Origin of the sequence: Streptomyces turgidiscabies Car8, assembly GCF_000331005.1 — a bacterium.
Classification (GTDB): domain Bacteria; phylum Actinomycetota; class Actinomycetes; order Streptomycetales; family Streptomycetaceae; genus Streptomyces; species Streptomyces turgidiscabies.
In genome coordinates this window covers 24,148-47,426 of record NZ_AEJB01000423.1, presented here as the reverse complement: position 1 = coordinate 47,426, position 23,279 = coordinate 24,148, and the positions used below count along the sequence as shown (strand labels likewise).

Annotated in this window: 21 protein-coding genes; 5 read left to right on the top strand and 16 right to left on the bottom strand. The window is 70.8% G+C overall.

The window, feature by feature from the left end; genetic code table 11:
• Nucleotides 1-578: DUF4082 domain-containing protein (locus tag STRTUCAR8_RS31405; RefSeq protein ID WP_006380158.1), on the bottom strand; the 578-nt coding region annotated here is incomplete at its 3' end.
• Nucleotides 579-621: 43 nt separating this feature from the next.
• Between STRTUCAR8_RS31405 and STRTUCAR8_RS31400 the strand changes: the two genes are divergently transcribed.
• Nucleotides 622-1,650, top strand: coding sequence for a glycosyltransferase (locus tag STRTUCAR8_RS31400; RefSeq protein ID WP_234372684.1), 1,029 nt, complete (start codon nt 622-624; stop codon nt 1,648-1,650).
• A 65-nt stretch (nt 1,651-1,715) separates the two neighbouring features.
• Here STRTUCAR8_RS31400 and STRTUCAR8_RS31395 read toward each other — a convergent pair whose 3' ends face one another.
• Nucleotides 1,716-2,387: a hypothetical protein gene (locus tag STRTUCAR8_RS31395; RefSeq protein WP_006380166.1), complete on the bottom strand. Its 672-nt coding sequence runs from the start codon at nt 2,385-2,387 to the stop codon at nt 1,716-1,718.
• Nucleotides 2,388-2,512: 125 nt separating this feature from the next.
• Between STRTUCAR8_RS31395 and STRTUCAR8_RS31390 the strand changes: the two genes are divergently transcribed.
• Both STRTUCAR8_RS31390 and STRTUCAR8_RS31385 read left to right on the top strand, forming a co-directional pair.
• Nucleotides 2,513-4,570 carry an O-antigen ligase family protein gene (locus tag STRTUCAR8_RS31390; RefSeq protein ID WP_006380179.1) on the top strand — a complete coding sequence of 686 codons (2,058 nt, stop codon included), beginning with the start codon at nt 2,513-2,515 and terminating at the stop codon, nt 4,568-4,570.
• Nucleotides 4,567-5,466 carry a glycosyltransferase family 2 protein gene (locus STRTUCAR8_RS31385; protein WP_006380149.1) on the top strand — a complete coding sequence of 300 codons (900 nt, stop codon included), beginning with the start codon at nt 4,567-4,569 and terminating at the stop codon, nt 5,464-5,466. The genes STRTUCAR8_RS31390 and STRTUCAR8_RS31385 overlap by 4 nt, the downstream gene beginning before the upstream one ends.
• A gap of 70 nt (nt 5,467-5,536) precedes the next feature.
• On the opposite strand, the gene STRTUCAR8_RS31380 is transcribed toward STRTUCAR8_RS31385, so the two are convergent.
• From STRTUCAR8_RS31380 to STRTUCAR8_RS31330, 11 genes are all read right to left on the bottom strand, one after another.
• Nucleotides 5,537-6,523, bottom strand: a complete 987-nt coding sequence (locus STRTUCAR8_RS31380; protein WP_006380173.1) for a class I SAM-dependent methyltransferase — start codon at nt 6,521-6,523, stop codon at nt 5,537-5,539.
• Nucleotides 6,517-7,194, bottom strand: a complete 678-nt coding sequence (locus STRTUCAR8_RS31375) for a class I SAM-dependent methyltransferase (protein ID WP_006380180.1) — start codon at nt 7,192-7,194, stop codon at nt 6,517-6,519. Before STRTUCAR8_RS31375 ends, STRTUCAR8_RS31380 begins: the two co-directional genes overlap by 7 nt.
• A 116-nt stretch (nt 7,195-7,310) precedes the next feature.
• Entirely contained in the window at nt 7,311-8,108 is a 798-nt protein-coding gene (locus STRTUCAR8_RS31370; RefSeq protein WP_006380170.1) for a glycosyltransferase family 2 protein, read from the bottom strand.
• Nucleotides 8,105-9,247 (bottom strand): right-handed parallel beta-helix repeat-containing protein, encoded by a 1,143-nt coding sequence (locus STRTUCAR8_RS31365; RefSeq protein WP_100247717.1) that lies wholly within the window; start codon nt 9,245-9,247, stop codon nt 8,105-8,107. Before STRTUCAR8_RS31365 ends, STRTUCAR8_RS31370 begins: the two co-directional genes overlap by 4 nt.
• A 5-nt stretch (nt 9,248-9,252) precedes the next feature.
• Nucleotides 9,253-10,800, bottom strand: a complete 1,548-nt coding sequence (locus tag STRTUCAR8_RS31360; protein ID WP_006380147.1) for a lipopolysaccharide biosynthesis protein — start codon at nt 10,798-10,800, stop codon at nt 9,253-9,255.
• Complete coding sequence (locus STRTUCAR8_RS31355) at nt 10,763-11,641, bottom strand: YveK family protein (protein WP_006380152.1); 879 nt, start codon at nt 11,639-11,641, stop codon at nt 10,763-10,765. The genes STRTUCAR8_RS31360 and STRTUCAR8_RS31355 overlap by 38 nt, the downstream gene beginning before the upstream one ends.
• A 51-nt stretch (nt 11,642-11,692) precedes the next feature.
• On the bottom strand, nt 11,693-12,826 hold the full coding sequence (gene wecB / locus STRTUCAR8_RS31350) for a non-hydrolyzing UDP-N-acetylglucosamine 2-epimerase (RefSeq protein ID WP_006380167.1): 1,134 nt from the start codon (nt 12,824-12,826) through the stop codon (nt 11,693-11,695).
• Between the two features lie 3 nt (nt 12,827-12,829).
• Nucleotides 12,830-14,089: a nucleotide sugar dehydrogenase gene (locus STRTUCAR8_RS31345; RefSeq protein ID WP_006380150.1), complete on the bottom strand. Its 1,260-nt coding sequence runs from the start codon at nt 14,087-14,089 to the stop codon at nt 12,830-12,832.
• Nucleotides 14,089-14,859 (bottom strand): WecB/TagA/CpsF family glycosyltransferase, encoded by a 771-nt coding sequence (locus STRTUCAR8_RS31340; RefSeq protein WP_006380175.1) that lies wholly within the window; start codon nt 14,857-14,859, stop codon nt 14,089-14,091. The genes STRTUCAR8_RS31345 and STRTUCAR8_RS31340 overlap by 1 nt, the downstream gene beginning before the upstream one ends.
• Nucleotides 14,856-16,022, bottom strand: coding sequence for a hypothetical protein (locus tag STRTUCAR8_RS31335; protein WP_006380163.1), 1,167 nt, complete (start codon nt 16,020-16,022; stop codon nt 14,856-14,858). Before STRTUCAR8_RS31335 ends, STRTUCAR8_RS31340 begins: the two co-directional genes overlap by 4 nt.
• Nucleotides 16,023-16,354: 332 nt before the next feature.
• Entirely contained in the window at nt 16,355-16,954 is a 600-nt protein-coding gene (locus tag STRTUCAR8_RS31330; RefSeq protein ID WP_006380186.1) for an acyltransferase, read from the bottom strand.
• 295 nt (nt 16,955-17,249) lie between these two features.
• Here STRTUCAR8_RS31330 and STRTUCAR8_RS31325 point away from each other — a divergent pair, with 295 nt between their 5' ends.
• Together STRTUCAR8_RS31325 and STRTUCAR8_RS31320 are read left to right on the top strand one after the other, a co-directional pair.
• Nucleotides 17,250-18,356 carry an NAD(P)/FAD-dependent oxidoreductase gene (locus STRTUCAR8_RS31325; RefSeq protein WP_006380176.1) on the top strand — a complete coding sequence of 369 codons (1,107 nt, stop codon included), beginning with the start codon at nt 17,250-17,252 and terminating at the stop codon, nt 18,354-18,356.
• Nucleotides 18,357-18,544: 188 nt separating this feature from the next.
• Complete coding sequence (locus STRTUCAR8_RS31320) at nt 18,545-19,945, top strand: cytochrome P450 (protein ID WP_044473212.1); 1,401 nt, start codon at nt 18,545-18,547, stop codon at nt 19,943-19,945.
• 272 nt (nt 19,946-20,217) lie between these two features.
• Here the strand turns inward: STRTUCAR8_RS31320 and STRTUCAR8_RS31315 are convergent, their stop codons facing one another.
• Genes STRTUCAR8_RS31315 through STRTUCAR8_RS31305 form a run of 3 tightly spaced genes read right to left on the bottom strand, consistent with a single transcriptional unit; the run spans nt 20,218 to nt 23,276 of the window.
• Nucleotides 20,218-21,099: an SDR family oxidoreductase gene (locus tag STRTUCAR8_RS31315; protein WP_006380183.1), complete on the bottom strand. Its 882-nt coding sequence runs from the start codon at nt 21,097-21,099 to the stop codon at nt 20,218-20,220.
• On the bottom strand, nt 21,096-22,124 hold the full coding sequence (locus STRTUCAR8_RS31310; RefSeq protein WP_234372683.1) for an acyl-CoA dehydrogenase family protein: 1,029 nt from the start codon (nt 22,122-22,124) through the stop codon (nt 21,096-21,098). Before STRTUCAR8_RS31310 ends, STRTUCAR8_RS31315 begins: the two co-directional genes overlap by 4 nt.
• A 21-nt stretch (nt 22,125-22,145) precedes the next feature.
• Nucleotides 22,146-23,276, bottom strand: coding sequence for an acyl-CoA dehydrogenase family protein (locus STRTUCAR8_RS31305; protein WP_006380182.1), 1,131 nt, complete (start codon nt 23,274-23,276; stop codon nt 22,146-22,148).
• Nucleotides 23,277-23,279: the final 3 nt, after the last annotated feature.

Here is a 23,279-nt window from a genome sequence, read left to right as displayed (position 1 = left end):
AAGGCCACGTCACTGCCGTACCGGTACAGCCCGTTGTGGGCCGTGCTGATGTCGGCGGTGGCGGTCAGCGGGTACGACTTGTGGGCCGACGCGAAGTAGCCGCCGTCCACCGCGTAGTTGCCGTTGGGCGCGTGGTAGGAGACGACGTACGCCGTGTCGGCGCTGATCGCGACCGGGGTCGCGAACGTCATCGTCTGCCAGCCGGAGGCGGACTCGGTGGTGAAGGTGCCGGAGGCGAGGAGCGTGCCGTCGGCGGACCAGAGGCTGCCGGTGTGGGTGCCGGTGTTCGTGGCGCCCTTGTAGAAGGTGACACCGGTGACCCAGCCGCTCGCCGAGGACTGGAACCTGGTGCCCAGTTCGAGGGAGTTGGGGTCGTCGGTGACGGCCGTCCTGGCCGGCACGGTGCTGGTGTTCCACAGCGTGCAGGGGCAGGTGACCGCGGGCGGGGTGGAGCTGGTGGTGAACGACCACGTCACCGGGGCCGTCATGGCGTTGCCCCACAGGTCCTCGGCCTGGACGGACGCGGTGTACGTGGTGTGCAGTTCCAGCTCGGTCGACGGTGTGAAGGTCGCCTCCACCGCCGGGGATTGGCTTTCCCAACCGATGAGTACCGTCAGTGTTGTGATCCCGTGCTACAAGTACGGTCATTTCCTCGCCGACTGCGTGAGCAGCGTCCTCGACGAGCAGGACGGCGTTGACGTCCGGGTACTCATCATCGACGACGCCTCTCCCGACGACTCGGCGGAGACCGCGCTCAAACTGGCCGCCGCCGACTCACGCATCCAGGTCCGCGTCCACGAGACCAACAAGGGACACATCGCCACCTACAACGAGGGCCTCCTCGAATGGGCCGACGGTGACTACGTCGCACTTCTCTCCGCCGACGACCGACTGGTCCCCGGCGCACTGGTACGCTCCGCCGCCCTGCTCGACGCCCACCCGGAGGCCGGGTTCGCCTACGGCCGCCCCCTGCGCTTCCAGCACGGCGGCCCGCTGCCCAGGGCCCGCACGAGCGGCACCGGTTCGACCGTCTACCCCGGACACTGGTGGCTGGACCGCCGGTTCCGCGAAGGCACCGGCTGCATCACCTCACCCGAGGTCGTCGTCCGCACCAGCCTGCAGCGCGAGGTGGGCGGCTACGACCCCGAACTTCCGCACGCCGGCGACATCGAGATGTGGATGCGGCTCGCCGCCCGCGCCGACGTCGGCTACGTACGCGGGGCCGACCAGGCCTTCTACCGCGTCCACGGCAACAACATGTCCACCACCGACTTCGGCGGCCAGCTCGACGACCTGCGCCAACGCCTCGTCGCCTACGACTCCGTACTCGACAAGTGCGCCGACCTGCTGCCCCAGGCCGACCGGCTCGCGGAGGCCGTGCACACCCGCCTCGCCCGCTTCGCACTGCGCCGCGCCTACCGCGCCTACGACCGGGGGCGCACCGAGGTCGTCCCGGTCGACGAACTCGTCGCCTTCGCCGAGGAGTGCCTCCCCGAGTACGAGGCGCTGTCCGAGTACCGCGCCCTGCGGCTCAGACAGCGGATCGGAGCGAAGACGATGCCGTATCTGCAACCGCTGGTGTGGTCGGCAGTGGCCGAACGCGGGCGGGAGTGGCTCTGGTGGGAGTCGTGGAAGCGCCGCGGCATCTGATGCTCCCGTTCAGTCCGAAGACCGTGACCGGCCGACGCCGAGGCGCCTCGCGCCCCCTTCGGGGCTCAGCCCGTCACCGGAATCCCGCCGGGGTGCTGACGCGGATCCGGCGAGACGCCCTTCCTGTCCCTGCGGCGCAGCGCGTACTGGTCGAACCACAGCGCGCTCAGGAGCGCGACGGTCGCACCCAGCAGGGCCGTACCGGCCAGCGCGCGGCTCTTGGTGCCCAGCACCCGGGCCGCGCTCGGGGCGACCAGGACGGAGGCGTTGATCCGCGCCCCCGCCGAGATCCCCTGCGCCTCCTGGACGTCCGCGACGTGCTTGGCGTAGACGCCGATGATGTTGCGGACCGTGGTGTCGGCCTCGGCGGGGTCGGCCGCCCGCGCCTGTACCTGCAACGAGGGGATCAGATAGGCGGGCGTCGCGCTGGTGCCGCTGTTGCGCGGGATCAGCTGGTACGTCCCGCGGACGCCCGCAGAGCTCAGTTCCCTGCGTCCGGCGGGCGATTCGAGCTGCTGGATGACACCGTACGAGAGGGTGGCGAGCGGGGGTTGGAGATTCGTCAGCTGGTTCGGCTGGTTCCCCGTCACCGGCGGTTTGAGGACCACGACCGCCGAACTCAGGTACTGCGGGGCCGGCCGGATCACCGGGTAGGCCCCGGCGGCCGTCAGCAAAAGCGCGAGAACAAGCACGTACCAGCGGCGGAGCAGCGCTTCGGCGACGTCACGGGGCGACACGGGGATTCCTTCCGTCGGCACCGATCCTCGCAGGCGTGGGGGCGGATCGCCACCAGATCACGAGGCCTATGCTTGGCCGGAGCCCGGACGTCCGGTCACGCGGCACCGGGCCGGGGGGAGAAGTCATGAGCCTTGGCGACATCTGGGCGATCATGTGCAGGCGTTGGTACTTCATGGTGCCACTCACCCTGCTCAGTCTTCTCACGGGCGGATATCTGTACCGGACCATCCCGGTGTCCTACGAGTCGCAGAGTTCCGTCACCCTGCTCGACTCCACCGCGGTCGCCGATCTGGCACCCACCTTCGGCAACCCCATATCGAACGCGGGCGGTTCGCTGGTCGTCACGGCCGACGTGCTCATCAGGACACTCCAGTCGAGCGACTCGGCCAAGGAACTGCACTCCCGAGGCGTCACCGACCGGTACACGGTCGGCTTCGCGCCCGAGGCCGACAGCCCGCTGCTCACCCTGGGCGTCACCGGCACCGACCGGGCGAAGGTACTGCGGGAGACCACCACCCTCACCAGGTTCACAGGCGAGCAGCTGAAGGCCCTGCAGGCCGCCTCCAAGGTGCCGGCGAAGTACTCCGTGCAGGCCGCGCCGGTCGTCCTGCCGCAGACACCGGTCTCGCAGTCGAAGGCCCGGTACCAGAACATCGCGTCGGTGCTCATCGTCGGGATGGTCAGCGCGTTCCTGCTGTCCATCCTGGCCGAGGGCGTCGCGGTGGTCCGCAGGCGCGGTCGCGCCACCGCCGGATACGTTCCCCGGCGCCACCGCGTCCGGCCCCCCGAGCGGGCGCCCAGGGGCCTGCTGGTGCGGAAGCTGGACGCGACGACGATCCTCACCGGCTATCTGGTGCTCGCCTTCTTCGTCCCGTCGAACCTCACCCTGCCCGCGCTGGGCGGCGTCGGCACCCCCGCCAACGTCTTCGCCCTGCTGGGACTTCTCTGGTATCTCGCGACCTGGCTCGGCGGCCGAATCCGTCCCGCGGAGGGCACCAGGCTGCCGCGCGTGGCGATGTGTCTGCTCGCCATGGCCGTGCTGCTGTCGTATCTCGCGGACGCCGGCCGCGACAGCTCGCACGAGGAGGTCCTCGGGGCCGACCGGGGGCTCATCGGACTCGGCGTGTGGGTGGCGCTGGTGGTGCTCGCCTCGGCCGGCATCCAGGAGCGCAGCCGACTGGAGACGCTGATGCGCCGGCTCGTCGTCCTGGGCACGGTGGTCGCCCTGATCGGCTACTACGACTTCTTCGCGGCGACCAACATCGCCGACTCCATCCACATCCCCGGCCTGCAGTCCAGCACCGCCGGGATCAGCGCCATGGACCGCGGCTCGTTCACCCGCCCGCGCTCCACCACGGCCCACCCGCTGGAGTTCGGCGGGATGCTGGCCATCCTGGTTCCCTTCGCCGTCCACCAGGCGTTCGATCCGGTACGCCGTCACGCGGGCGCGCTGCGTCGCTGGGCCCCGGTGGCGATCATGGCGGGCGCGCTTCCGCTGACGGTGTCCAGGACGTCCATCATCGGCGCCGCCATCGTGATCCTGGTGATGGTGCCCCGCTGGAAGCCGGGGCGCCGCTGGGCCGCGATCGGGATCATCGGGGGCTCGGTGGCCGGCTTCAAGGTGATCATTCCCGGGCTGATCGGCACCATCACCAACCTGTTCGCCACCTTCTTCGCCGGTTCCGACAGCAGCACCCAGGCCCGCACCGTGAAGTACGGCGCGATCGTCCCCTATCTCGACGAACACCCCTGGTTCGGACGCGGCTTCGGCACCTTCACCCCCGACCTGTACTTCTTCACCGACAACCAGTACATGCTGACCCTGGCCGAGATGGGCTTCGTGGGCCTGGTCGCGCTGGTCGCCCTGTTCGTCACCGGGATACACACCGGCGGCGCCATCCGCCGCCTCGCCCGCGACGACTCGGACCGGGAACTCGGACAGGCGTTCCTCGCCTCGGCGCTTGTCGCCCTGGTCATCAGCGCCACCTTCGACGCGCTCAGCTTCCCCATGTACGCCGGGATGTTCTTCCTGACCCTGGGCGCCGGCGGCAGCTACCTCGGCTTCATCCGCCGCGAGGCGGCCGAGGCGGCGACATCGGCGGCGGCGGACGAAGCCGTGCCGGTCCCCGCACCCCGTAAGGCATCCGAGGCCCAGGTCCCCCAACTCGCGGAGTCCCGATGAGTCCCGTCGCCGTCATCGTCGTCACCTGGAACAGCGCCTCGGTGCTTCCAGGGTTCCTCGCCGCGCTTCCCGACGGCATGGCCGGCCTCGACTGGCGGCTCGTCGTCGCCGACAACGACTCCGCCGACGACACCGTCGAGGTGCTCCGGACACTGGCCCCCGACGCCACCGTCGTCCAGACCGGCCGCAACGCCGGGTACGCGGCCGGGGTGAACGCGGCGCTGGGCGCGGCCGGGGAGTACGGAGCCGTGCTCATCTGCAACCCCGACATCCGGATGCGGGAGGGCTGCGCCAAACGCCTCGTGGACAGTCTCGGCGACGGTGTCGGGATCGCCGTACCGCTCCTGTACGAAGAGGGCCGGGACACGCCCCACCGCTCGCTGCGCCGCGAGTCGAGTGTGACCCGGGCGCTCGGCGAGGCCCTCATCGGAAACACCCGCGCCGGCCGTTTCCCGCGCCTGAGTGAGCTTGTCACCGACCCCGCCGCGTATCGGCGGTCCACGCGCGCGGACTGGGCGACCGGCGCGCTCATGGCCATCTCGGGGGACTGTCTGGCCGCCTGCGGCCTGTGGGACGAGTCCTTCTTCCTCTACTCGGAGGAGACCGAGTACTGCCTGCGCGCGCGGGACCTGGGCTACGCCACCCAACTGGAGCCGACAGCCGAGGCCGTCCACCTGGGCGGCGACTCCCAGGTGTCCCCCCGCCTCTGGACCATCCTCACCCTCAACCGCGTCCGCCTGTACAGCAGACGCCACGGCCCCCTCGCCACGGCGGCCTTCCGCACAGCCGTCCTCCTCCGGGAAACCTCCCGCGCGGCCCTGGGCCGCCCGGCAGCCCGCGCGGCGGCAAAAGCGCTGGCAACACCGGGCGCCCTGAAGAAATCACCGGGCCCGTAATAGGGGCGCGGGGAACTGCGCGACAAGCCACAACGGCGCAGCACTCGGCCGACACCCCCGTGGCACCCCCTTACCCCGCACCACTCCGAGGCCGACAAACCATGGCGACGAAATCGTGCCCCACACCAGGAAGAACCGCGTCCTCCAAAGCGAAGCACCGCTCCAGCAGAGCCGACGTCTCAGGCTCCTGGTCAAGGAAGTTGTGCGCGATCCCCGAGAACGCGATGTGCAACACCGTCCCCCCGTACGGCCGTTCCTCGACGACGTCGAACTCGCGTCGCAGGCCCGGCAGCAGCGCCGCCGCGTCGACCGCCTCCGAGGGGTCGTCCAGCACCATCGACATCCTGCTGGGCCGCACGACACGGTGCTTGATCCGGCCGTCGGCCTGGCGCCGCCGCTCCTCGGGGAGCTGAGCCAACATGACGTTTGCCGCGTCCAGTTGACCGTCGGTCCACTGGAACCGGGTGGGACCGACGAACTCGTCGACCACGAACATGCCGTCGGATTCGATGAGTTGGGAGAGCCTCGGCAGGCCGGCGTCGAGGTCGTCGAAATGGTGCAGTGACTGCAGGCCGAGAAGTACGTCGAAGCGTTCCCCGTCGGCGGTCATCCGGTTGACGTCGGTGACGCGGAAGCGCAGGACGTCGGCGAGACCGTGCTCGGCGGCGGCGCGGGTGGCGAAATCGATGCGCTCCGGCGCCACGTCCACGCCCACCAGGAGGGTGAAGGCGCCGGTCTTCGCCCAGAGAAGCTCGTTGCCGCCGGTGCCGCACCCGAGCGACAGGCCGCGCAGACCGGTGCGCGGCGCGAAGTGCTCGGCGGCCACGTACTCGGGGAAGGAAGTGTCGGGATCGCCGGTCATCAGCAGGTTCCAGCGTCTGACGACCGCCGGTATCGCCCACCATTCCGTCAGCGACGGGTCGACCCGGGACCAGTGCTGGACCACTCGCGCGCCGCCCCGCACCCGTAACTTGGCGAGTACCGGGTCGAGTTCCAACCGCCGCACCTTGCGCAGTAACCGGTCCGCGTCATGTCTGTTGACCAGGTTGTTCAGCATACGGGCTCCGTTCTGACGGCTATGAGTGACTTCGGGGCACCGAGCACCCGCTCGCTGAGCAGCACCGACCTGGGGAACAGGTAGCGCATTTCGGTGCGGGTCAGCAGCTCGATGTTGATCACCGCGTCCATCGCCGACTCCGGGCTGTCGGGGCGGCTGTGGACGAGCGGCCAGCGCCGTACGAGACGGGCCCTGGCGGCCAGCGGCAGGAACTGGAAGCCGGGCGCCACGAAGTGGGGCTCGACGGGGAAGTAGCGGTACGGCGTCTGGATCCAGTGCAGCGGCGCCAAAGTCTCCACGGCCGAGACGAACTTGCGGCGCTGGCTGTGGCCGCCCACGTGCTCGATGGTCGAGTTGGAGAACACCAGGTCGTAACCGCCCTTGGCACTCAGCTCGGCCGCGACCGCCTCGTCGGTGACGTCGGCGACCTCCGCGCTGATCCAGTCCGGGAGTTCGGCGGGGTGCTCCTCCAGGTTGATCAGGTGGACGTGCTTGGCGCGCACCGGTGCGCGCAGCCACATCTCGGCCGTTCCGCCCAGGTCGAGGACGCTCATGTTCTCGATGCCGGGGAAGCAGCGCCGGAACCGCTCCCAGCGGGCGACGCGCATGCGTTCGCCCAGCGATCCGGGCGCGTCGACGAACTTGTTCCTGAGGGCGCGGGAGCGGGGCATGGGATCAACCACCTGTGTTCGGAACGGGAGAGGAGCAACGGCCGGCGGAGTAGTGGCCGGCGGAGTAAGGGTCGGCGGGGAGACGGTCGGGAGAGCAGGGTCGGTTCATCCCGCCGTCACCACTGGGTGTAGAAGCTGGCCGGGTTCACCAGATAGCGGACGGTGGGATGGGGCACGTGGAGCACCCGGTGCCCGCGCGCGTACCGGTGGATCAGCTCCCAGTCCTCGCGGGGCATCACCTCCGGTGTCCGGCGCAGCCGGCTGAAGCGCAGGGAGCGATCACGGCGGGCGACGAAGGCGTTGGTGTCCAGGAAGGACTCGCGGGCCGCCCTGCGCCGGTCGTAGGGCACCGACAGGACGTCCTTCTCGCTGCCGTCGGGCAGCACGCGGCGCAGTGCCGTGTAGACGCCGTCGGGCCCGTCGGAAGCCTCAAGGAACGCCAGAGTGCGCTCCAGATGGTCGGGTTCCCACAGGTTGTCGTCGTCCAGGAACGCCACGTACCGCGAGCGGCTGAGGCGGATGCCCACATTGCGCACCACTCCCGCGACCCCGGTGTTGGCCGCCAGGGAGACCGCGAACAGCCTAGGGTCGTCAGGGAGTTCGGTCAGACCGGCGCCGTCGTCGACCACGATGACGACCTGATCGCGAACCGTCTGGTCCAGAGCCGAGCGCACCGCGGCACGCAGCGCCTCGGGGCGCCGGTGGGTGGCGATCACCGTGGCGACCAGCGCCGAGGGCGGTGACGGCAGGCCCGCGGCCAGCCGCCGGGTCTCGGCGTCCTCGATCCGGCGCAGCCGCACCGCGGTGGGGGCCAGCAGGACCTTGTTCCTGACCTCGAAGAGCACCAGCCAGCCGAACAACGCCTTGAGCAGGGTCCAGGGCGCCCGTGCGACCCGGCGCACGACCCCGCTCACGACGACGGCTCCGGCGTGACCAGGCGGCCGTCGGACATCCGGTTGTTGCTCCACACGTTCCCGGCACCGCCCGCGTTCCAGTGGGCGACCACGCCGTAGCCACCGGACCCGGGGTGGTACTCCGTCGAGAAGACGTTGTCGGTGACCCTGATCCCGGTGGCGCCGGTGGAGCCGCCGTACAGGGCGTACGCGCCGCCGGCTATCCAGTTGTCGTCCACGGTGACGTTGCGGACCACCCCGGTGTCGGCGAACAGGCCGATGCTGCCCGAGGCACCCTGCTTGAGGCCGGTCGGGTTCAGCAGGGTGTTGTGGCGGATGATCAGGTGCCCGGTGTTGCCGCCGCCGCTGATCACCGTGTTGGTGTGCTGCCACTCGCCGCCCAGGTTGATGAACGGGACGATGTCGTGCACGTAGTTGTCGTGCAGGTTCCCCTGCCCCATCGACAGGGCGTCGCCGAACACCGAGACGTCGCACCAGCCGACCTCTATGGAGCTGCCCCCCATGTTCGACACCGCGTAGTCCACGCCGCCGTTGTCCGGGCCCTTGCCGGGTACGGCCGTGATGGTGGAGTGCAGGACGCGCAGACCGCTGTATCCGGGGCGCAGGTTGATGCCCCACCAGTTGTCCGAGGTGATCTTGGTGTCGATGACGGTGACGTTGTTCGCGTAGATGTCGAGCGAGCCGGTGATGTCCCAGCCCCGGATGACCTGCCCGTCGGTGCGGACCGCCATGTACCCGGTCTTGTGGGGTGTCAGTGGTACCCGCGGACCGGTGGTGTCGGCGTCGGGGAAGCCGCAGTCACCGGGGGAGGCGCATTTGGCTCGGGCCGCGGGTGGGTTCGACGAAGCGCCGGCGCCCGCTGCCGTGGCGGGTGTCCCCGTCGGGGTGGGCTTCGCCGAGGCAGTGGGCGTTCCCGTCGGGGACGCCGTCGCGGAGGGGCGGCCCGTCGCCTCGCCGACCGTGGTCGACGGAGCGGCGCTCGGTGCCGCCGAGGACCCGCCCGCAGGGCAGGTCAGCGCCTCGTCCGGGCAGTCCGGCAACGCGGCCTGCTCCGATCCGGAGCAGGCCGCGCCCAGTACCGCCAGCAGGGCCGCGAGAAGCAGTCCCGTGAGGGAGTTCCGGCTGATACGCCGTGACATCAGGTTCACCTCAGGTCCTTCTGGGTGGGCCGACCCGGTGCCGAGGACCGGTGCCGGCCGTGGTGGGACCGGTCGCCGCGGCCGACGCCGCGCAGGAAGTCGCGGCTGGGCAGGACGCACAGCGTGTAACCGGCCAGGGCGATCGCGCTGATGGCGAGAAGGGCGATCCGTCCGTCGCCGAACAGGCGCTGCAGGCCGAGGACGATCCCGGCCATCACGGCACCGCCGAAGAAGGGCCAGGCGCAGGCCTGGACGACCCGGCCGACACCGATGCCGCCACGGCTGAGGGCGACCAGGAACACGGGCACCACCATGCCGCCGGCGACCAGGACATGGGCCTGCGAGACGCCCACGATGCCGTTGAGCCGGGCGGCGACGAGCAGTACCGGGACCAGCGCGGCCAACCACAGACCCTGCACCAGGAAGAGCGACCGGCGCTGTCCGATCGCGACCAGACAGTCGTAGGCGAGTTCGCTGCCGATGCGGATCAGGCCGAGGACCATCAGCCAGGGCAGTGCCGCGGCGGCGGGGCCCCACTGGTCTCCGTAGATCGTCACGATGGCCGGCTCGGCCAGGCAGGCGAGCAGGACGCAGAGCGGGACGGTGCCGGTGATCACCACACCCAGTGCCCGGCTGAAGCCCTGGGCGAGCGCCTGCGGCGAGTCCGCCAGGCGGGAGAAGCCGGCGAAGGAGACCCGGCGGGCGGCCTCCGAGATGATCCGCACGGGCCAGCCGGACATGTTGAAGGCGAGGACGTAGAAGCCCAGAGCGACGTTGCCCAGCGTCGCGCCCACCACCATGGTGTCGACGTTGACCACCGCGAGGGCCAGCATGCTCGCCCCCGCCAGCGGGAGCCCGAACCTGAGAAGCGCCCGGGCCTGATCGGGGTCCCAGCCGAACTTCAGGGTGCCCGGAGCCGCCAGCCCGCAGCCGACCAGTGCCACGACGTTCCCCGCCACGGCTCCCCAGGCGAAGCTCATCGCGCCCCAGCCCTCGAAGGCCAGCAGCAGCGTCACCGCCGTGCTGGCCACGAAGTTGAGCCCGTCGATGATCATCCGCTTGCCCTGGGCGAACTCACGGGTGAGGAAGCCGGCCGGTACCTGTGCGATCCCGTCGATCACCACGCACAGGCACATCACCCTCAGCACGCCCGCGGCGTCCGGCGAGCCGAGCAGGCCCGCCACCGTCGGCGCCGCCGCGAACAGCGCCACGTACAGCGCGCTGCTGGAGAGGGCGCTGAGGGTCAGCACGGTCGGCGCGAACCGCCGTGCGTCGCCCTCCCAGCGCACGATGGCCAGGCCCACGCCCAGTTCGTTCGCGGACAATAGGACCAGCAGCACGGTCTGGGAGATGCCGTAGACCCCCCACTCCGCCGGCCCGAGGGCGAAGCGCGCCAGCAGGATGCCGGTCGCGAAGTTGCCCAGCCGCATCACGACGGTGTTGATCAGGCTCCAGCGCGCGGCCGAACGGACCTTTCCGCCCAGGGAGGCGGCCGGAGCGGGGGTGTCGCTCGGTTCAGCGGTCTCGCTGTCCGGTGTGCGAACGCTGTCCATGAGTCGACTCCTCGTCGAGCGGCTCGGCGGCGGGTGCCACGACCGTGGCGGTCCGTCCCGTCCTCGGCTCCGCGGGGGGACTGTTCACGGCGGACCGTGCCCAGGCGGGCGGCGTCCGCAGGGCGATGGTCCGTTCCGCGGGCGACTCCTCGGCCGACGGCCGAGGAGCGGTGACACGGGGTTCGGCCGCCGGTTCGGGGTCCTCGGCCGGCTGCTCGGGTTCTTCCGGCTGCGCCTGCGGGCGCGACCGGCGGCGTGCCTCCACGTAGAAGGAGGCGGCCAGGGTCAGGACCAGACCCCCGCCTCCGGCCATGATCATGTATTCGAGCCGGGTCTTGGTCTGCGCCATCGGGGGCTGTGGGACCACGATCGTCATCATCTGGATCATGGCCTTCGGTTCGACCGACTGTTGCTTCTGGAACTGCTCCAGGCGGTCCTTGGCGTACGCGGTCAGAATGCGGTCGGAGGCCAGGACGGAGGCCTTGCCGGTGCCGGTGACCGTGAGCCACATGAGCGGCCCCTGGGCGTTGTCGGCGATCTTGGCCTCGAACGTACCGGTGGCGCCACGGGACTTGAGTTCCCGGACGGAGTCGTCGGAGTTGAGGTTGCGGGCCAGGCTGTCGGCCATGCCGGTGAGCGATGTCTGGGTGCTCAGGAAGGGGTTGCCTCCGTAGGCGACGGTGGCCTTGGGGGAGTTCAGAAGCTGCACCGTGCTCTGCGACTGGTAGGTGACCGGAACCAGCAGCACCACGGCGGCCACCAGCCCCGCCGTCAGCAGCAGTCCGGGCAGCAGGACGTACCAGCGCCTGCGCATGACCCGGAAGATCTCAGCGAGATCCATGGCGGTCCCCCCTTGCGGCCAAATGTTCTACGAGCATGTGTTTCAAGCGGATCATATGGGGAATGTTCGATCCTTGGTTCTCGGCAGGTCGGTCGGTCTCCGCCGGGTGTTCGCGGTGCCCCCCTCCAGCAGCACGTCCGCGATGCGGTCGCTCGCGTGGCCGTCCCACAGTTCTGGTCTGCGCGGCGCGGGCGGAGCGTCCAGAACCCGGTTCACGGTGGACACGATCCGTGCCGGATCCCGGCCGGCCAGCACATTGGTGCCCTGCTCGACGGTGATGGGCCGCTCGGTGTTGTCCCGCAGGGTCACACAGGGCACGCCCAGCGCGGTGGTCTCCTCCTGGATGCCGCCGGAGTCGGTCAGTACGACGCGGGCGGAGTCCTGCAGGGCGATGAAGTCCAGGTATCCGGCGGGCGGTACGAGCCGGATGCCCCCGGGGACGCCGATCTCGGCCAGCCGCTGCGACGCGCGCGGGTGCACGGGCAGTACGAGCGGAAGGCGGCCGGCGATCTCCCCGAGGGCCTTCAGCAGGCCGGTGAGCACCGCGGGGTCGTCCACGTTGGCCGGCCGGTGGAGGGTGACGAGGCCGTACTCGCCCTTCGCCAGGCCGAGTTCGTCCAGGACGGACGAGGCCCTGGCCCGCTCCAGGTTGGCCAGCAACGTGTCGATCATGACGTTGCCGACCAGGTGGATCTGGTCGTCCCGGTACCCCTCCGCGCGCAGGTTCTCGACGGCGTCGGGGGAGGGGGCCAGCAGATAGTCGCTGACCCGGTCGGTGGCGACGCGGTTGACCTCCTCCGGCATGCTCCAGTCGCGGCTGCGCAGACCCGACTCGACGTGGGCGAGCAGCGGCCCGGCCTTCGCGGTGACCAGGGCGCAGGCCAGGGTGGAGTTGATGTCCCCGACCACCACGACGATGTCCGGGGACACCTCGTCGAGGAGCGGCTCGAACGCGGTCATCACGCGTCCGGTCTGCTCGGCGTGGCTGCCCGAACCGACCCCCAGGAAGCGGTCGGGCGGACGGATGCCGAGGTCGGCGAAGAACACGTCGTTCATGGCCGGGTCGTAGTGCTGACCGGTGTGGACGAGGACGACCTCGGCGCCCCGGCGTTCCAGGGCGTCCATCACCGGTTTGATCTTCATGTAGTTGGGGCGGGCCCCGGCGACACAGACGATTCGAGGCATGGCTCAGAGCACCTCGATCGTGGGCCCCGCCGACAGCCGGCGGCGGCAGTCGAGGACGAAGGGGGCGTGTTCGGTCACGAGTTCGTAGTCGAAGCTGTCGTGGTCGGTGAGCAGGACCACCACGTCGGCGGCCGCCAGCTCGTCCGGGGTCAGTTCGACCCGCACCAGGCGGCTGTCCACCGGCAGACCCTCGACCACGTGCGGATCGGCCGCCCTGACCTGGGCCCCCATGTCGAGCAGGAGCTGGGAGATACGCAGGGACGGCGACTCGCGGGCGTCGCTGGTGTTCTTCTTGTACGCCAGGCCGAGCAGCAGGATGCGCGAGCCGTTCACGGAACGGCGTCTCTCGTTGAACAGGTCACTGATCCGGCGCGCCACGTACTCGGGCATGTGGTTGTTGATGTCGTTGGCCAGCTCCACGAAGCGGAAGCTCTGGCCGAGTTCACGCTGCACCCGCCAGGACAGGTAGGAGGGGTCGATCGGCAGGCAGTGGCCGCCGACACCGGGTCCGGGCGTGAACTTCATGAAGCCGAACGGCTTGGTGGACGCCGCGTCGATGGCCTGCCAGACGTCGATGTCCAGATGGTGGGCGAACATCGCGATCTCGTTGACCAGCGCGATGTTCACATGCCGGAAGGTGTTCTCCAGGAGCTTGGCGAGCTCGGCCTCCTTCGGCGAGCTCACCGGCACGGTGGTGTCGACGAGTTGCGCGTAGAAGTCCTGAACCGCCTTGAGGGAGGCATCGTTGACGCCGGAGACGACCTTCGGGGTCTCCTTGAAGCCCCAGACGGCGTTTCCGGGGTCGATCCGCTCCGGGCTGTACCCGAGGTGGAAGTCGGTGCCCGCGGTCAGACCCGAGCCGTCCTCCAGGATCGGCGCGAACAGCTCCTGGGTGGTGCCGGGATACGTCGTCGACTCCAGGACGACGGTCGCTCCGGGGCGCAGATACCGGGCAAGGGTGACCGCCGAGTCCCTGATGTACCGCAGGTCCGGAGTGCCCTCGTGCAGAGGAGTCGGGACGGTCACCACGGCCATGTCGAAACCGCCGCAGTCACGGGCCGCTTCGCTCGGGCGGTACGAGCCGTTGTCCAGTGCCGCGCGGATCCGCTCGGAGGACACGTCCTCGACGAACGACTCACCGGCGGCGAGGGTCTTGACGCGCCGGGAGTCGACGTCGTAGCCGATCACCTCGTGTCCGACCTCGGCGGCGCGGATGGCAAGCGGCAGACCGACGTATCCCTGTCCGACCACGACGACGCGCATCAGTGGCTCCTGTTCGCGGTAGCGGGTGACGGGGTGGGCCGGATGAACTCCCGCGCCGTCATGAGGACGAAGGCAGCATTGGTGGTGAGGTAGCGCCGGCCCAGGCGGCGCGGCTCCTGCAGCGCACGGTAGAGCCACTCGACTCCCAGCCGCTGCCAGGTCTCGGGGGCCCGCTTGGTGATCCCCGCGAGGATGTCGAAGGAGCCGCCGACGCCGTGCACGACGCGGGCTCCGGTGCGTTCGCCGTACGCGGCGGTGAAGATCTCCTTCTTCGGCGAGGTCATGCCGAGGAACAGCATCCGGGCGCCGCTGTCGGCGATCGCGCCGGCGATGGCCTCCTGCTGGGAGTCGTCGAAGTAGCCGTTGCGGCTGCCGGCCACCTTCAGACCGGGGAAGCGGTCGGCCACCCGGCGCAGCATCTCCTCCAGCACCTCTTCCTTGGCGCCGAGGAAGTACACGGAGATGCCCGCCGACTCGGCCTCGGCCAGCAGCCGCAGGAACAGGTCGATACCGGCGACCCGTTCCGGCAGCGGGGCGCGCAGCACCCGGCCGGCCCAGACCACGGCCTGTCCGTCGGCGACGACGAGATCGCAGCCGGACACGGCGTCGGCGAGCCGCCGGTCGCGCCGCATGTTCACCAGCTTCGCGGCGTTGACGACGCCGATCTCCAGCTGTCTGTCGTCACGGACGGCTTCGAGGCAGCGCTCGACGGTCTCGTCCATGGTCAGCGGGTCCAGCTCGACCCCGAACAGGGTCCGGCGCTCGGTCATATCCGTCTCCCCAGCCAGGCGTGGAGCATCCAGCCGAACTCGTACGGCCGGCATTCGCGGTCCACGGAGACGGGCTGGTACATCCGGTCCAGGGCCTTGAGCCGGAGGTTCGGAGCGACTCGGGTGCCGAGTCCCCGGGCGGCGCGCACCGCCTTCTTCGGGTCCCCCCGGTAGACCTTGCGCCAGGTGACGCCGAGCTCGTCGAGGATCATGGGCTCCTCGTTCCCGGCGGCCAGTTCGGGCACGTCGGTCATCCAGCGCAGGCCCTTGCGGATCGCCGCGCCGAAGTCACTGCCGCCGGCGTCGGTCAGATCGAACAGGGCGGTCGGCGCCATCGCGTGCTGGTGGACGCTGTAGACGGGGTAGCCCTCCACGACACCGCCGGTGCGCGCGTCGTAGTGCCACCACCACTGCCCGCCGTCGCCCTGCAGTTCGCAGATACGGGCCGCGCACGCCTCGGAGGCGGCCAGTGCCTCCGGGTCGCCGGCCCCGTCGCCGCTCGCGTGGGCGCGGGCCAGGGCCTGGAGCGGGTACGTCTGGTCGGCGAAGCAGCTCACATGTGACCGGTACCAGGGCACCAGGCCGGGCCCGGTGGCGTGCGGGAACAACGGACTGTTCCCGATCCGGGCCCGCAGAAGACGGTCCCGGGCTGCGGAGAAACGTCTCTCCACATCCATCGTGCTGCGAGCCGCCGCGAGCGCCGACAGCACCCATGCCGCCTCGACGGTGTACTGCGGCCGGCCCTCGTCGTCCAGGGCGTCCAGCCGTGCGAGGGCGTCGGACAGCTTGGGATGGTCGGTCTCGGCGGCGGCCCAGGCGATCAGCGCCGCGTCACCGAGGTTGGTCACCGTGGGCAGCGACTGGACCAGCAGGCCCGTGAACTCCTGGGCCGTGTGCCCGCCGAGCACCGCACGCTGGCGGTCCTCGGGGAGGAACTGGGCGCCCAGCACGGTGATGGCCGCGTACCGGGTGCTGGTCCCGCGCCGCTCCAGGGTCCAGGAACCGCCGGGCGTTTCCCGCCCGGCCATGGTGAAGACGAAGGCCTCGCCGCCGGGAAGCAGCATCGACGGAAGCCCCGCCTCGGCGACGGCGAGGAGGCGTTGGGCCAGTGCGTGCAGCGGCGGTTCCTCACGACCGAGCGCTGCCAGACGTGTTGTGGTCATGGTTTGGGCACACCAACCCCCCTGTGGGTCCTGTGGTGAACAGACTGGTGACCGCCGCGGCACGGATGGGCACGCGGCGGAAGCAAACGTCGGACGATGGACGTCGGACGGCGGAGATTCGGACGCCAGGCGTCAGAAATCAGGCGTCAGGCGTCAGAAATCAGCCATGCGGCGGCGGAGCGGTTGTCGCTCCTCGCTTTTGGCACAGGCGTATCCACCCGGTAACCCCCCCTGGGCACTGGTCAGTGTGCTCATTGTGCTTGCTCTGCATACTTCGCACACATGTTATGCCTGTAGATGTTCGAAGATTTGCGTTTTGTGAGACGGAAAAGTTACGCGCGCTCGACGAGTTCGCCGTCCTTCTCGTCGTACAGCGCGCCTGTTTCGGGGCACTCCCACACGCCCGGCTCGCCTGCCCGCTCGCCGAGCCGTACGCCCGCCCGGCCGACCCAGCCGATCCTGCGCGCCGGTACGCCGACTACGAGGGCGAAGTCCGGCACGTCCCGGGTCACCACGGCGCCCGCCGCGACCAGCGCCCAGCGGCCGATGCGCACCGGCGCCACACACACCGAACGGGCTCCCACGGACGCCCCCTCGGCGACGACCACCGCGACGGCCTCCCAGTCGCCCCCGCGCTTCAGCCGGCCCTCCGGGTCCACCGAGCGCGGGAAGTAGTCGTTGGTGAAGACCGCCGCCGGGCCGACGAAGACCCCGTCGCCGAGCACCGCGGGCTCGTAGACCAGCGCGTAGTTCTGGAGCTTCACGTTGTCGCCGATCCGCACTCCCGGACCGACATAGGCTCCCCGGCCCACGATGCACCCGGTGCCCAGCCGGGCGTCCTCCCGTATCTGGGCCAGATCCCAGACCGTCGTCCCGTCGCCGATCGTGGCTGTCTCGTCGACCTGGGCGGTCGGCTGGATCCTGGAGCTCACCTGGTGGAACCTTTCTGCTCACTGGGCAACAACAGCGCCTTCACGGGGTCACCATACTTACGCCGGATCGGGGGGCAACGGTGGCCGGTACCCGGCCGCGCCCGCGCGTTCGCCGCGCGGAACGGCGAGTTCGCGGCGGGCGGCGCGAGAACAGCCGCCCGCGCCGTCACTTCACAGAATGCACACGGAAGTTCATAGGCTCTTTAAGTTTCAAGCGCTAGGCTCGGCGTCAGTCGAGTGTCCGACGGCCCCCACGCCCCGGTGCTCGTCCCCCCACAGGCACAGGAGACTCGGCGTGCACGACGGCGACGTAGTGGTGATCGGCGGCGGCTATGCGGGAGTACGGCTGGCGCGACGACTGGACGAGACGGCGCGGGTCACCCTGGTGGACCGCAAGGACGTCTTCTTCCACCGTATTGCCTCCCTGCGGGCGGGCGTGCACCCCGAATGGACGGTCACTCCGTTCATCCCGTACGACCGACTGCTGCGCAAGGGCCGGATCGCCGTGGGCAAGGCGGTCCGTATCGACACCGCCGAGCGGCAGGTGGTCCTCGCCTCGGGCGAGCGACTCCCGTACGACGTGGTGGTGATCGCCACCGGCGCCGACTACCCGGAACCGGCCCGGTTCAACGGCACCACTGTCGAGGAGGCGGCCCAGTCGTTCGCCGAGCACCAGCGGAACATCGCCGCCGCGGATCATCTCCTCGTCGTCGGCGGCGGGCCCTCCGGCGTCGAACTCGCCGCCGAGATCCGCCTGGCCCGGCCCGGCGCCCGCGTCACCCTCGCCCACTCGGGGCCGACGCTGCTCCACGCCACGGGCAGCGCACGCGCGGGGAAGAGGGCCCGTGCCTGGCTGGAGTCCCATGACGTGGAGGTCCGGCTCAACGCCTTCATGTCGCCCGGCAACGACTTCGGCACCTACCGCGACGCCGGCGGCAACGTCATCGAGGCCGACCGCTCCTTCTGGGCCACGGGCACCACACCCAACACGTTCTGGCTGCGCATGGCCGGCCACAGCGACTGGCTGAACGACTCCGGCCATGTGCGGGTCGACCGCACGCTCCGGGTCGAGGGATGGCCGGACGTGTTCGCGGTCGGCGACGTGAACGACGTCAGCGAACTCAAGATCACCCCTGTCGCAGTCGCCCAGGCGGACCTCGCGCTGCACAACATCCGTGCCTACCTCCAGAGTTCGGGCAGGCATCGCAGGCGTCCGCGCTTCTACCGTCCGATCCACCGCACCCCGCTCGTCGTGCCGTTCGGCCCCGCCGACGGAGTGACGATGGTGCCCGTGCCCGGCGGCGAGACCGCGGTTCTCGGAGGCCGCACCGCCACCCTGGCCAAGGCCAAGACCCTCCTGACCCCCTACATGAGGCGCCAGCTCGGATACACAGCGGCCTGAGAGCCCGCGCGTGGAGACCGTGTGGAGACCTCGCGGAGGCCACGTGCAAGCCGTCTTCGGCGGGTTCGCACCTGTGAGTTGCGCCCCCGTTGTTACTCCGCCGTACCCCCTGCGGTAGGGTCCCCACCGTTTCCAACTACCGGCTGAACGTGCGCCGGTACGGGGAGTGTTGGAGGGGCGGCGCGTAGATGAAATCCCAGTGGGGCGACGGCGGATCCGTGGACCTGGACGACACACGGCTGGAGGAGATGAGCCCTGAACCGTTGCTGACCAGGGACTACGAGACGCGTCCCGCGCTCGTGTACGAACGGCTGCGGCAGCGGCACGGCCCCGTCGCACCGGTCGACCTGCTGGGCGTGCCCGCCTGGCTGGTCCTCGGCTACAAGGAGTCGCTCCAGGTACTCCAGGACGACGACGGATGGCCGAAGGGACTCGAGAAGTGGCGGGCCCGCTCGGAGGGCAGAGTGCCGTCCGACTGGCCGCTCGGACCGTCCCTCGAGGTCAACCATGTGCTGATCCAGGGCGGCCCCGGCTACCGGCCGTTGCGGGCGGCGTGGGACGTGGCGCTGAAGCCGTTCCAGGATCCGGCCCATCCGCAGGCGAAGCGGCTCAAGAGGGCCGTCACCGAGTACGCCGACGAACTGATCAGCCTGATGGGCCAGGGCGGCGGCACGGGCCTGGCGGATCTGTCCGCCCAGTTCTCCCGGCCTCTTCCGCTGATGGTCGCCAGCCGTCTGCTGGGCTTCCCCGGTTCGCAGGGCGACGACGCCCTGATGGACATGTGGCGGGTACTGGACGCCGGCCCGGACGCGGAGCCCGCCCTGGAGCGGCTGCTCGCGACCCTGGCCCAACTCGCGGCGGTGAAACTGGACAAGCCCGGGGACGACTTCCCGTCGTACCTGATAGCCGCGCACCCGGGTCTCTCCCTCGACGAACTGGCCCGCGAGCTGTTCATGCTGCTGGGCATGACCTCCGACCACGTCGGCATCCTCGTCTCCAACACGGTGGTCGAGGTCATCTCGGGCGAGGGCGGGGTACGGGCCAGCCTGTCCGCCGGGATGGTCCGGGAGACCATGAACCGGGTCGTCATGCGCAAGCCGCCGCTGGTCAACTTCGTGCCCCGCTTCGCGGCCAGGGACGCCGTGCTGGGCAACTACACGATCCGGGCTGGCGACCCGGTGTGGGTCTCCTCCGCCGCGGCGCACGCCGACCCCCTCTTCGCCGAGAACGTGTGCCCGAGCACCACGGTCAGCACCCGGGCGCACCTCTCCTGGGGCGCCGGCCCGCGCCAGTGCCCGGCGCGCGAGCTCGCGTCGACGGTCGCGTCGGTCGGCGTGGACCGGCTGTTCGAGCGGTTCTCCCACCTGGACCTCGCCCTCCCCGTCGACCAACTGCCATGGCGCTCCTCACCGTTCATGCGCGGACTGCGGTCACTGCCCGTCCGGTACGAACTCGCCCCGTTGCCCGAGCGACGCCTGGCGTACGACCAGGCGGGCCCGTCGGCCGAGACGGAACTGCCGGACCCGTCGGCCCGGCAGCGTTCGTCGCTGTGGCGCTATCTGACGGGGCTGATCCGCACCGGCCGCTGAGGTGACCGCCGGTGGTCCGGTGGCTCGGTGGCTAGGCCGCCGGGTCACCGGCGGCGGGCCGTGCGGGGTCGCCGGTTCGGCCCACGGGGCGACACGGGAGGGGCCGGTCCGAACCCTCCCGCACGCACTGGCTCCCGCACATCGGAGGGGCGGCCCGGCGGCTGGGGGTGATCCGGTGAGCAGTGCGCGTATCGCCGCGCGCCCTCCCCTCCATGCACGGAGAGGCGGCCCAGCGGTTGAGTGTCCGGGCCGCGTATCCGCAGGTCGGGTGCTCAGGTGCCGTACACCGGCGCGGGCGCGGGCGCTTCGGTGAGCAAGTCACGTACCGCCGGGCCGATCTCGGCCGGAGTCCAGCGGCGGTCGCGGACCCGCTGCGGGCCGTGCTGCCAGCCGTCGGCGACGCCGATCATGCCGCCCTCGATCTCGAAGACGCGGCCGGTGACGTCGCCCGACCCGGCCGAGGCCAGCCACACCACCAGCGGTGAGACGTTGCCGGGGTGCGGGGCGTCGAAGCCGGATTCCGGTGCCCGCATCTGCTCGGCGAACGCCTCGACCGCCTCGGTCATCGGGGTACGGGCGGAGGGCGCGATCGCGTTCACGGTGACGCCGTACCGGGCCAGTTCGGCGGCGGCGATCACGGTGAGTGCCGCGATACCCGCCTTCGCGGCGCCGTAGTTGCCCTGACCGACGCTGCCCGACAGCCCGGCGCCCGAGCTGGTGTTGACGATCCTGGCGTCCACCGGCCGACCCTGTTTGCTCAGCTCCCGCCAGTACGCGGCAGCGTGGCGCAGCGGTGCCGCGTGCCCTTTGAGGTCGACCTTCACGACCAGGTCCCAGTCCGCCTCGGTCATGGAGACCAGCATCCGGTCGCGGTTGATGCCCGCGTTGTTCACCAGCGCGTGCAATCCGCCGAACTCGTCGACCGCCCGACCGATCAGCCGCTCCGCGTAACCCCAGTCGCTGACGTCGCCAAGGTCGGCGACAGCGGTGCCACCGGCGGCCCCGATCTCCTCGGCCACGGCTTTCGCCGCCTCACCCAGGTCGTTGACCACGACCCGCGCTCCCTCGGCCGCCAGCGCGAGGGCATGCTCGCGCCCCAGGCCCTGCCCTCCTCCGGTGACGACGACGACCCGGTCCCGACAGATTCCGCTCACGTTCCCGCCCCTTCGCTGACATGGCCGGCCGACCCGGCGAGTCCCAGCCGCCGTGCGATGAACTCCCGGTGCTCCGCGGGCCCGCCCCAGTCCGCGGCCAGTGCCCAGGCCCGCTTGGCGTACAGATGGAGGTCGTACTCGGTGGTGTACCCGATGGCGCCGTGGCACTGGATCGCCGTACGGGCCGTCTTCCTGGCCGCCTCCGACGCGAGCACCTTCGCCATCGACGTCCGTACGGCGGCCTCCGGATCCCGGGCCGCCTGTGCCCAGCCCGCCGCGAGGACCGCCGGCCGGGCGAACCGCACCGCCAGCTCCACATCGGCCAGGGCGTGCTTGACCGCCTGGAACGACCCGACCGGTACGCCGAACTGGTGCCGCTCCCGGACATGCGTCACGGTCAGTTCGAGCATTCGCCCGCAGAGCCCGACCAGCAGAGCGGCCGTGGCCAGCACCCCGCGCCGGTAGGCGACGGCCAGCTCGGCGGGCCCCTCGGCCAGCAACAGCCCACCGCCCGCCGGAACCCGGACCCTGGCCGACCGCCGGGAGCCGTCGACCGATTCGACAGGCTCGGTCTCCACCTCGTCCCGCGTGTACAGGCACAGCTGGTCCTTGTCCGCCACGGCGATCAACTCGGCGCGTGCGGCGAAGGGGACCGGAGCATCGGGGGTGAAGGACACCGTGAGCAGGTCCGATCCGCTGATGACGGACGGGAGTCGGGGCGCGCCCGCAGCGGCGAGCAGGGGGGCGCCCACGGCCACCGTCTCGGCGGCGGGGACCGGCAGGCCACAGCGGCCCAGGGCCTCCATCAGCGGCGGCAGCGCGTTCTCGTCGAGGCCGAGACCGAGGCCGTCCGCGCTCTCCGCGACCAGCGCGCCGGTGACACCGACTCCGGCCAGGGTGCGCCACACGGCGTCGACGCTCTCGGCGCGGCCCCCCGGCCATCCGGCCCGGATCTGCTCGGCGCCGGACTGCTTGGCCAGCACCTCACCGGCGGCCTCGGCGAGAGCCGCGTCCCGTTCGGTCATGGCGAAACGCATCTCCTCCGGTCACCTCCTCGGCAGGCCGAGCAGCCGCTCGGCGACGATGTTGCGCTGGATCTCGTTGGTCCCGGCGTAGATGGGGCCCGCCAGCGAGAAGAGGAAACCCCGGCTCCACGGCCCGTCGACCCCGGCCTCGGGACCGAGCAGGTCGGCAGCCGTCTCGTGCAGGGCGATGTCGAGCTGGGACCAGAACAGCTTGTTCAGGCTGGACTCGGCGCCGATCTGCCGGCCCTCGACGATCGAGGTCACCTGTTCCAGGGTGAACAACTCATAGGCCTGGGCCTCGATCCACGACTGAACGACCCGGTCCCGGTGCGCCCCCGGCCCGGTCGCCCGCGCCAGATCGAGCAGCCGGTCGGCGGTGTGCAGGAAGCGGCCGGGGGAGCGCAGGGTCAGGCCGCGCTCGGAACCGGTCGTCGCCATCGCCACCCGCCAGCCCTCCCCGACCCCGCCGAGCACATCGGCGTCCGGCACGAGGACGTCGTCGAGGAAGACCTCGGCGAACCCCTCGTCGCCGTCGAGGCGTTCGAAGCCGCGGACGGTCACACCGGGTGCGTCCAGGGGGACGAGGAAGTAGGTGAGGCCGCGGTGGCGCTCCGCCTCCGGGTCGGTGCGGAAGAGGCCGAACAGGTGTGTGCAGAAGGCGCCGCGGGTCGTCCAGGTCTTCTGGCCGGTCAGCCGCCAGCCCCCGGCCCCCTCGTCGCGGACGGCCCGGCTGCGGATGCCGGCGAGGTCGCTGCCCGCGCCGGGCTCGGACCAGCCCTGCGCCCACAGGTCCTGGGCTGCGGCCATCCTCGGCAGGATGCGCCGCTGCTGTTCCTCCGTACCGAACGCGAACACCGTCGGGGCCAGCAGGAAGATGCCGTTCTGGGTGACCCGGGCGGGCGCTCCGGCCCGGTGGTACTCGTCCTCGAACACCAGCCACTGCCACAGCGACGCGTCCCGGCCGCCGTACGCCTCGGGCCAGGACACGACCGACCAGCGGGCCTCGAACAGTGCCCGCTCCCACTCCAGATGGGCGGCGAACCCCGCGCGGGTGTCACCGGACGGCAGCGGGCTTCTGGGCACGTTCGCCGCGAGCCATTCCCGCGCCTCCCGCCGGAAGGCCTCCTCCTCGGGACTCCAGGTGAGATCCATGGC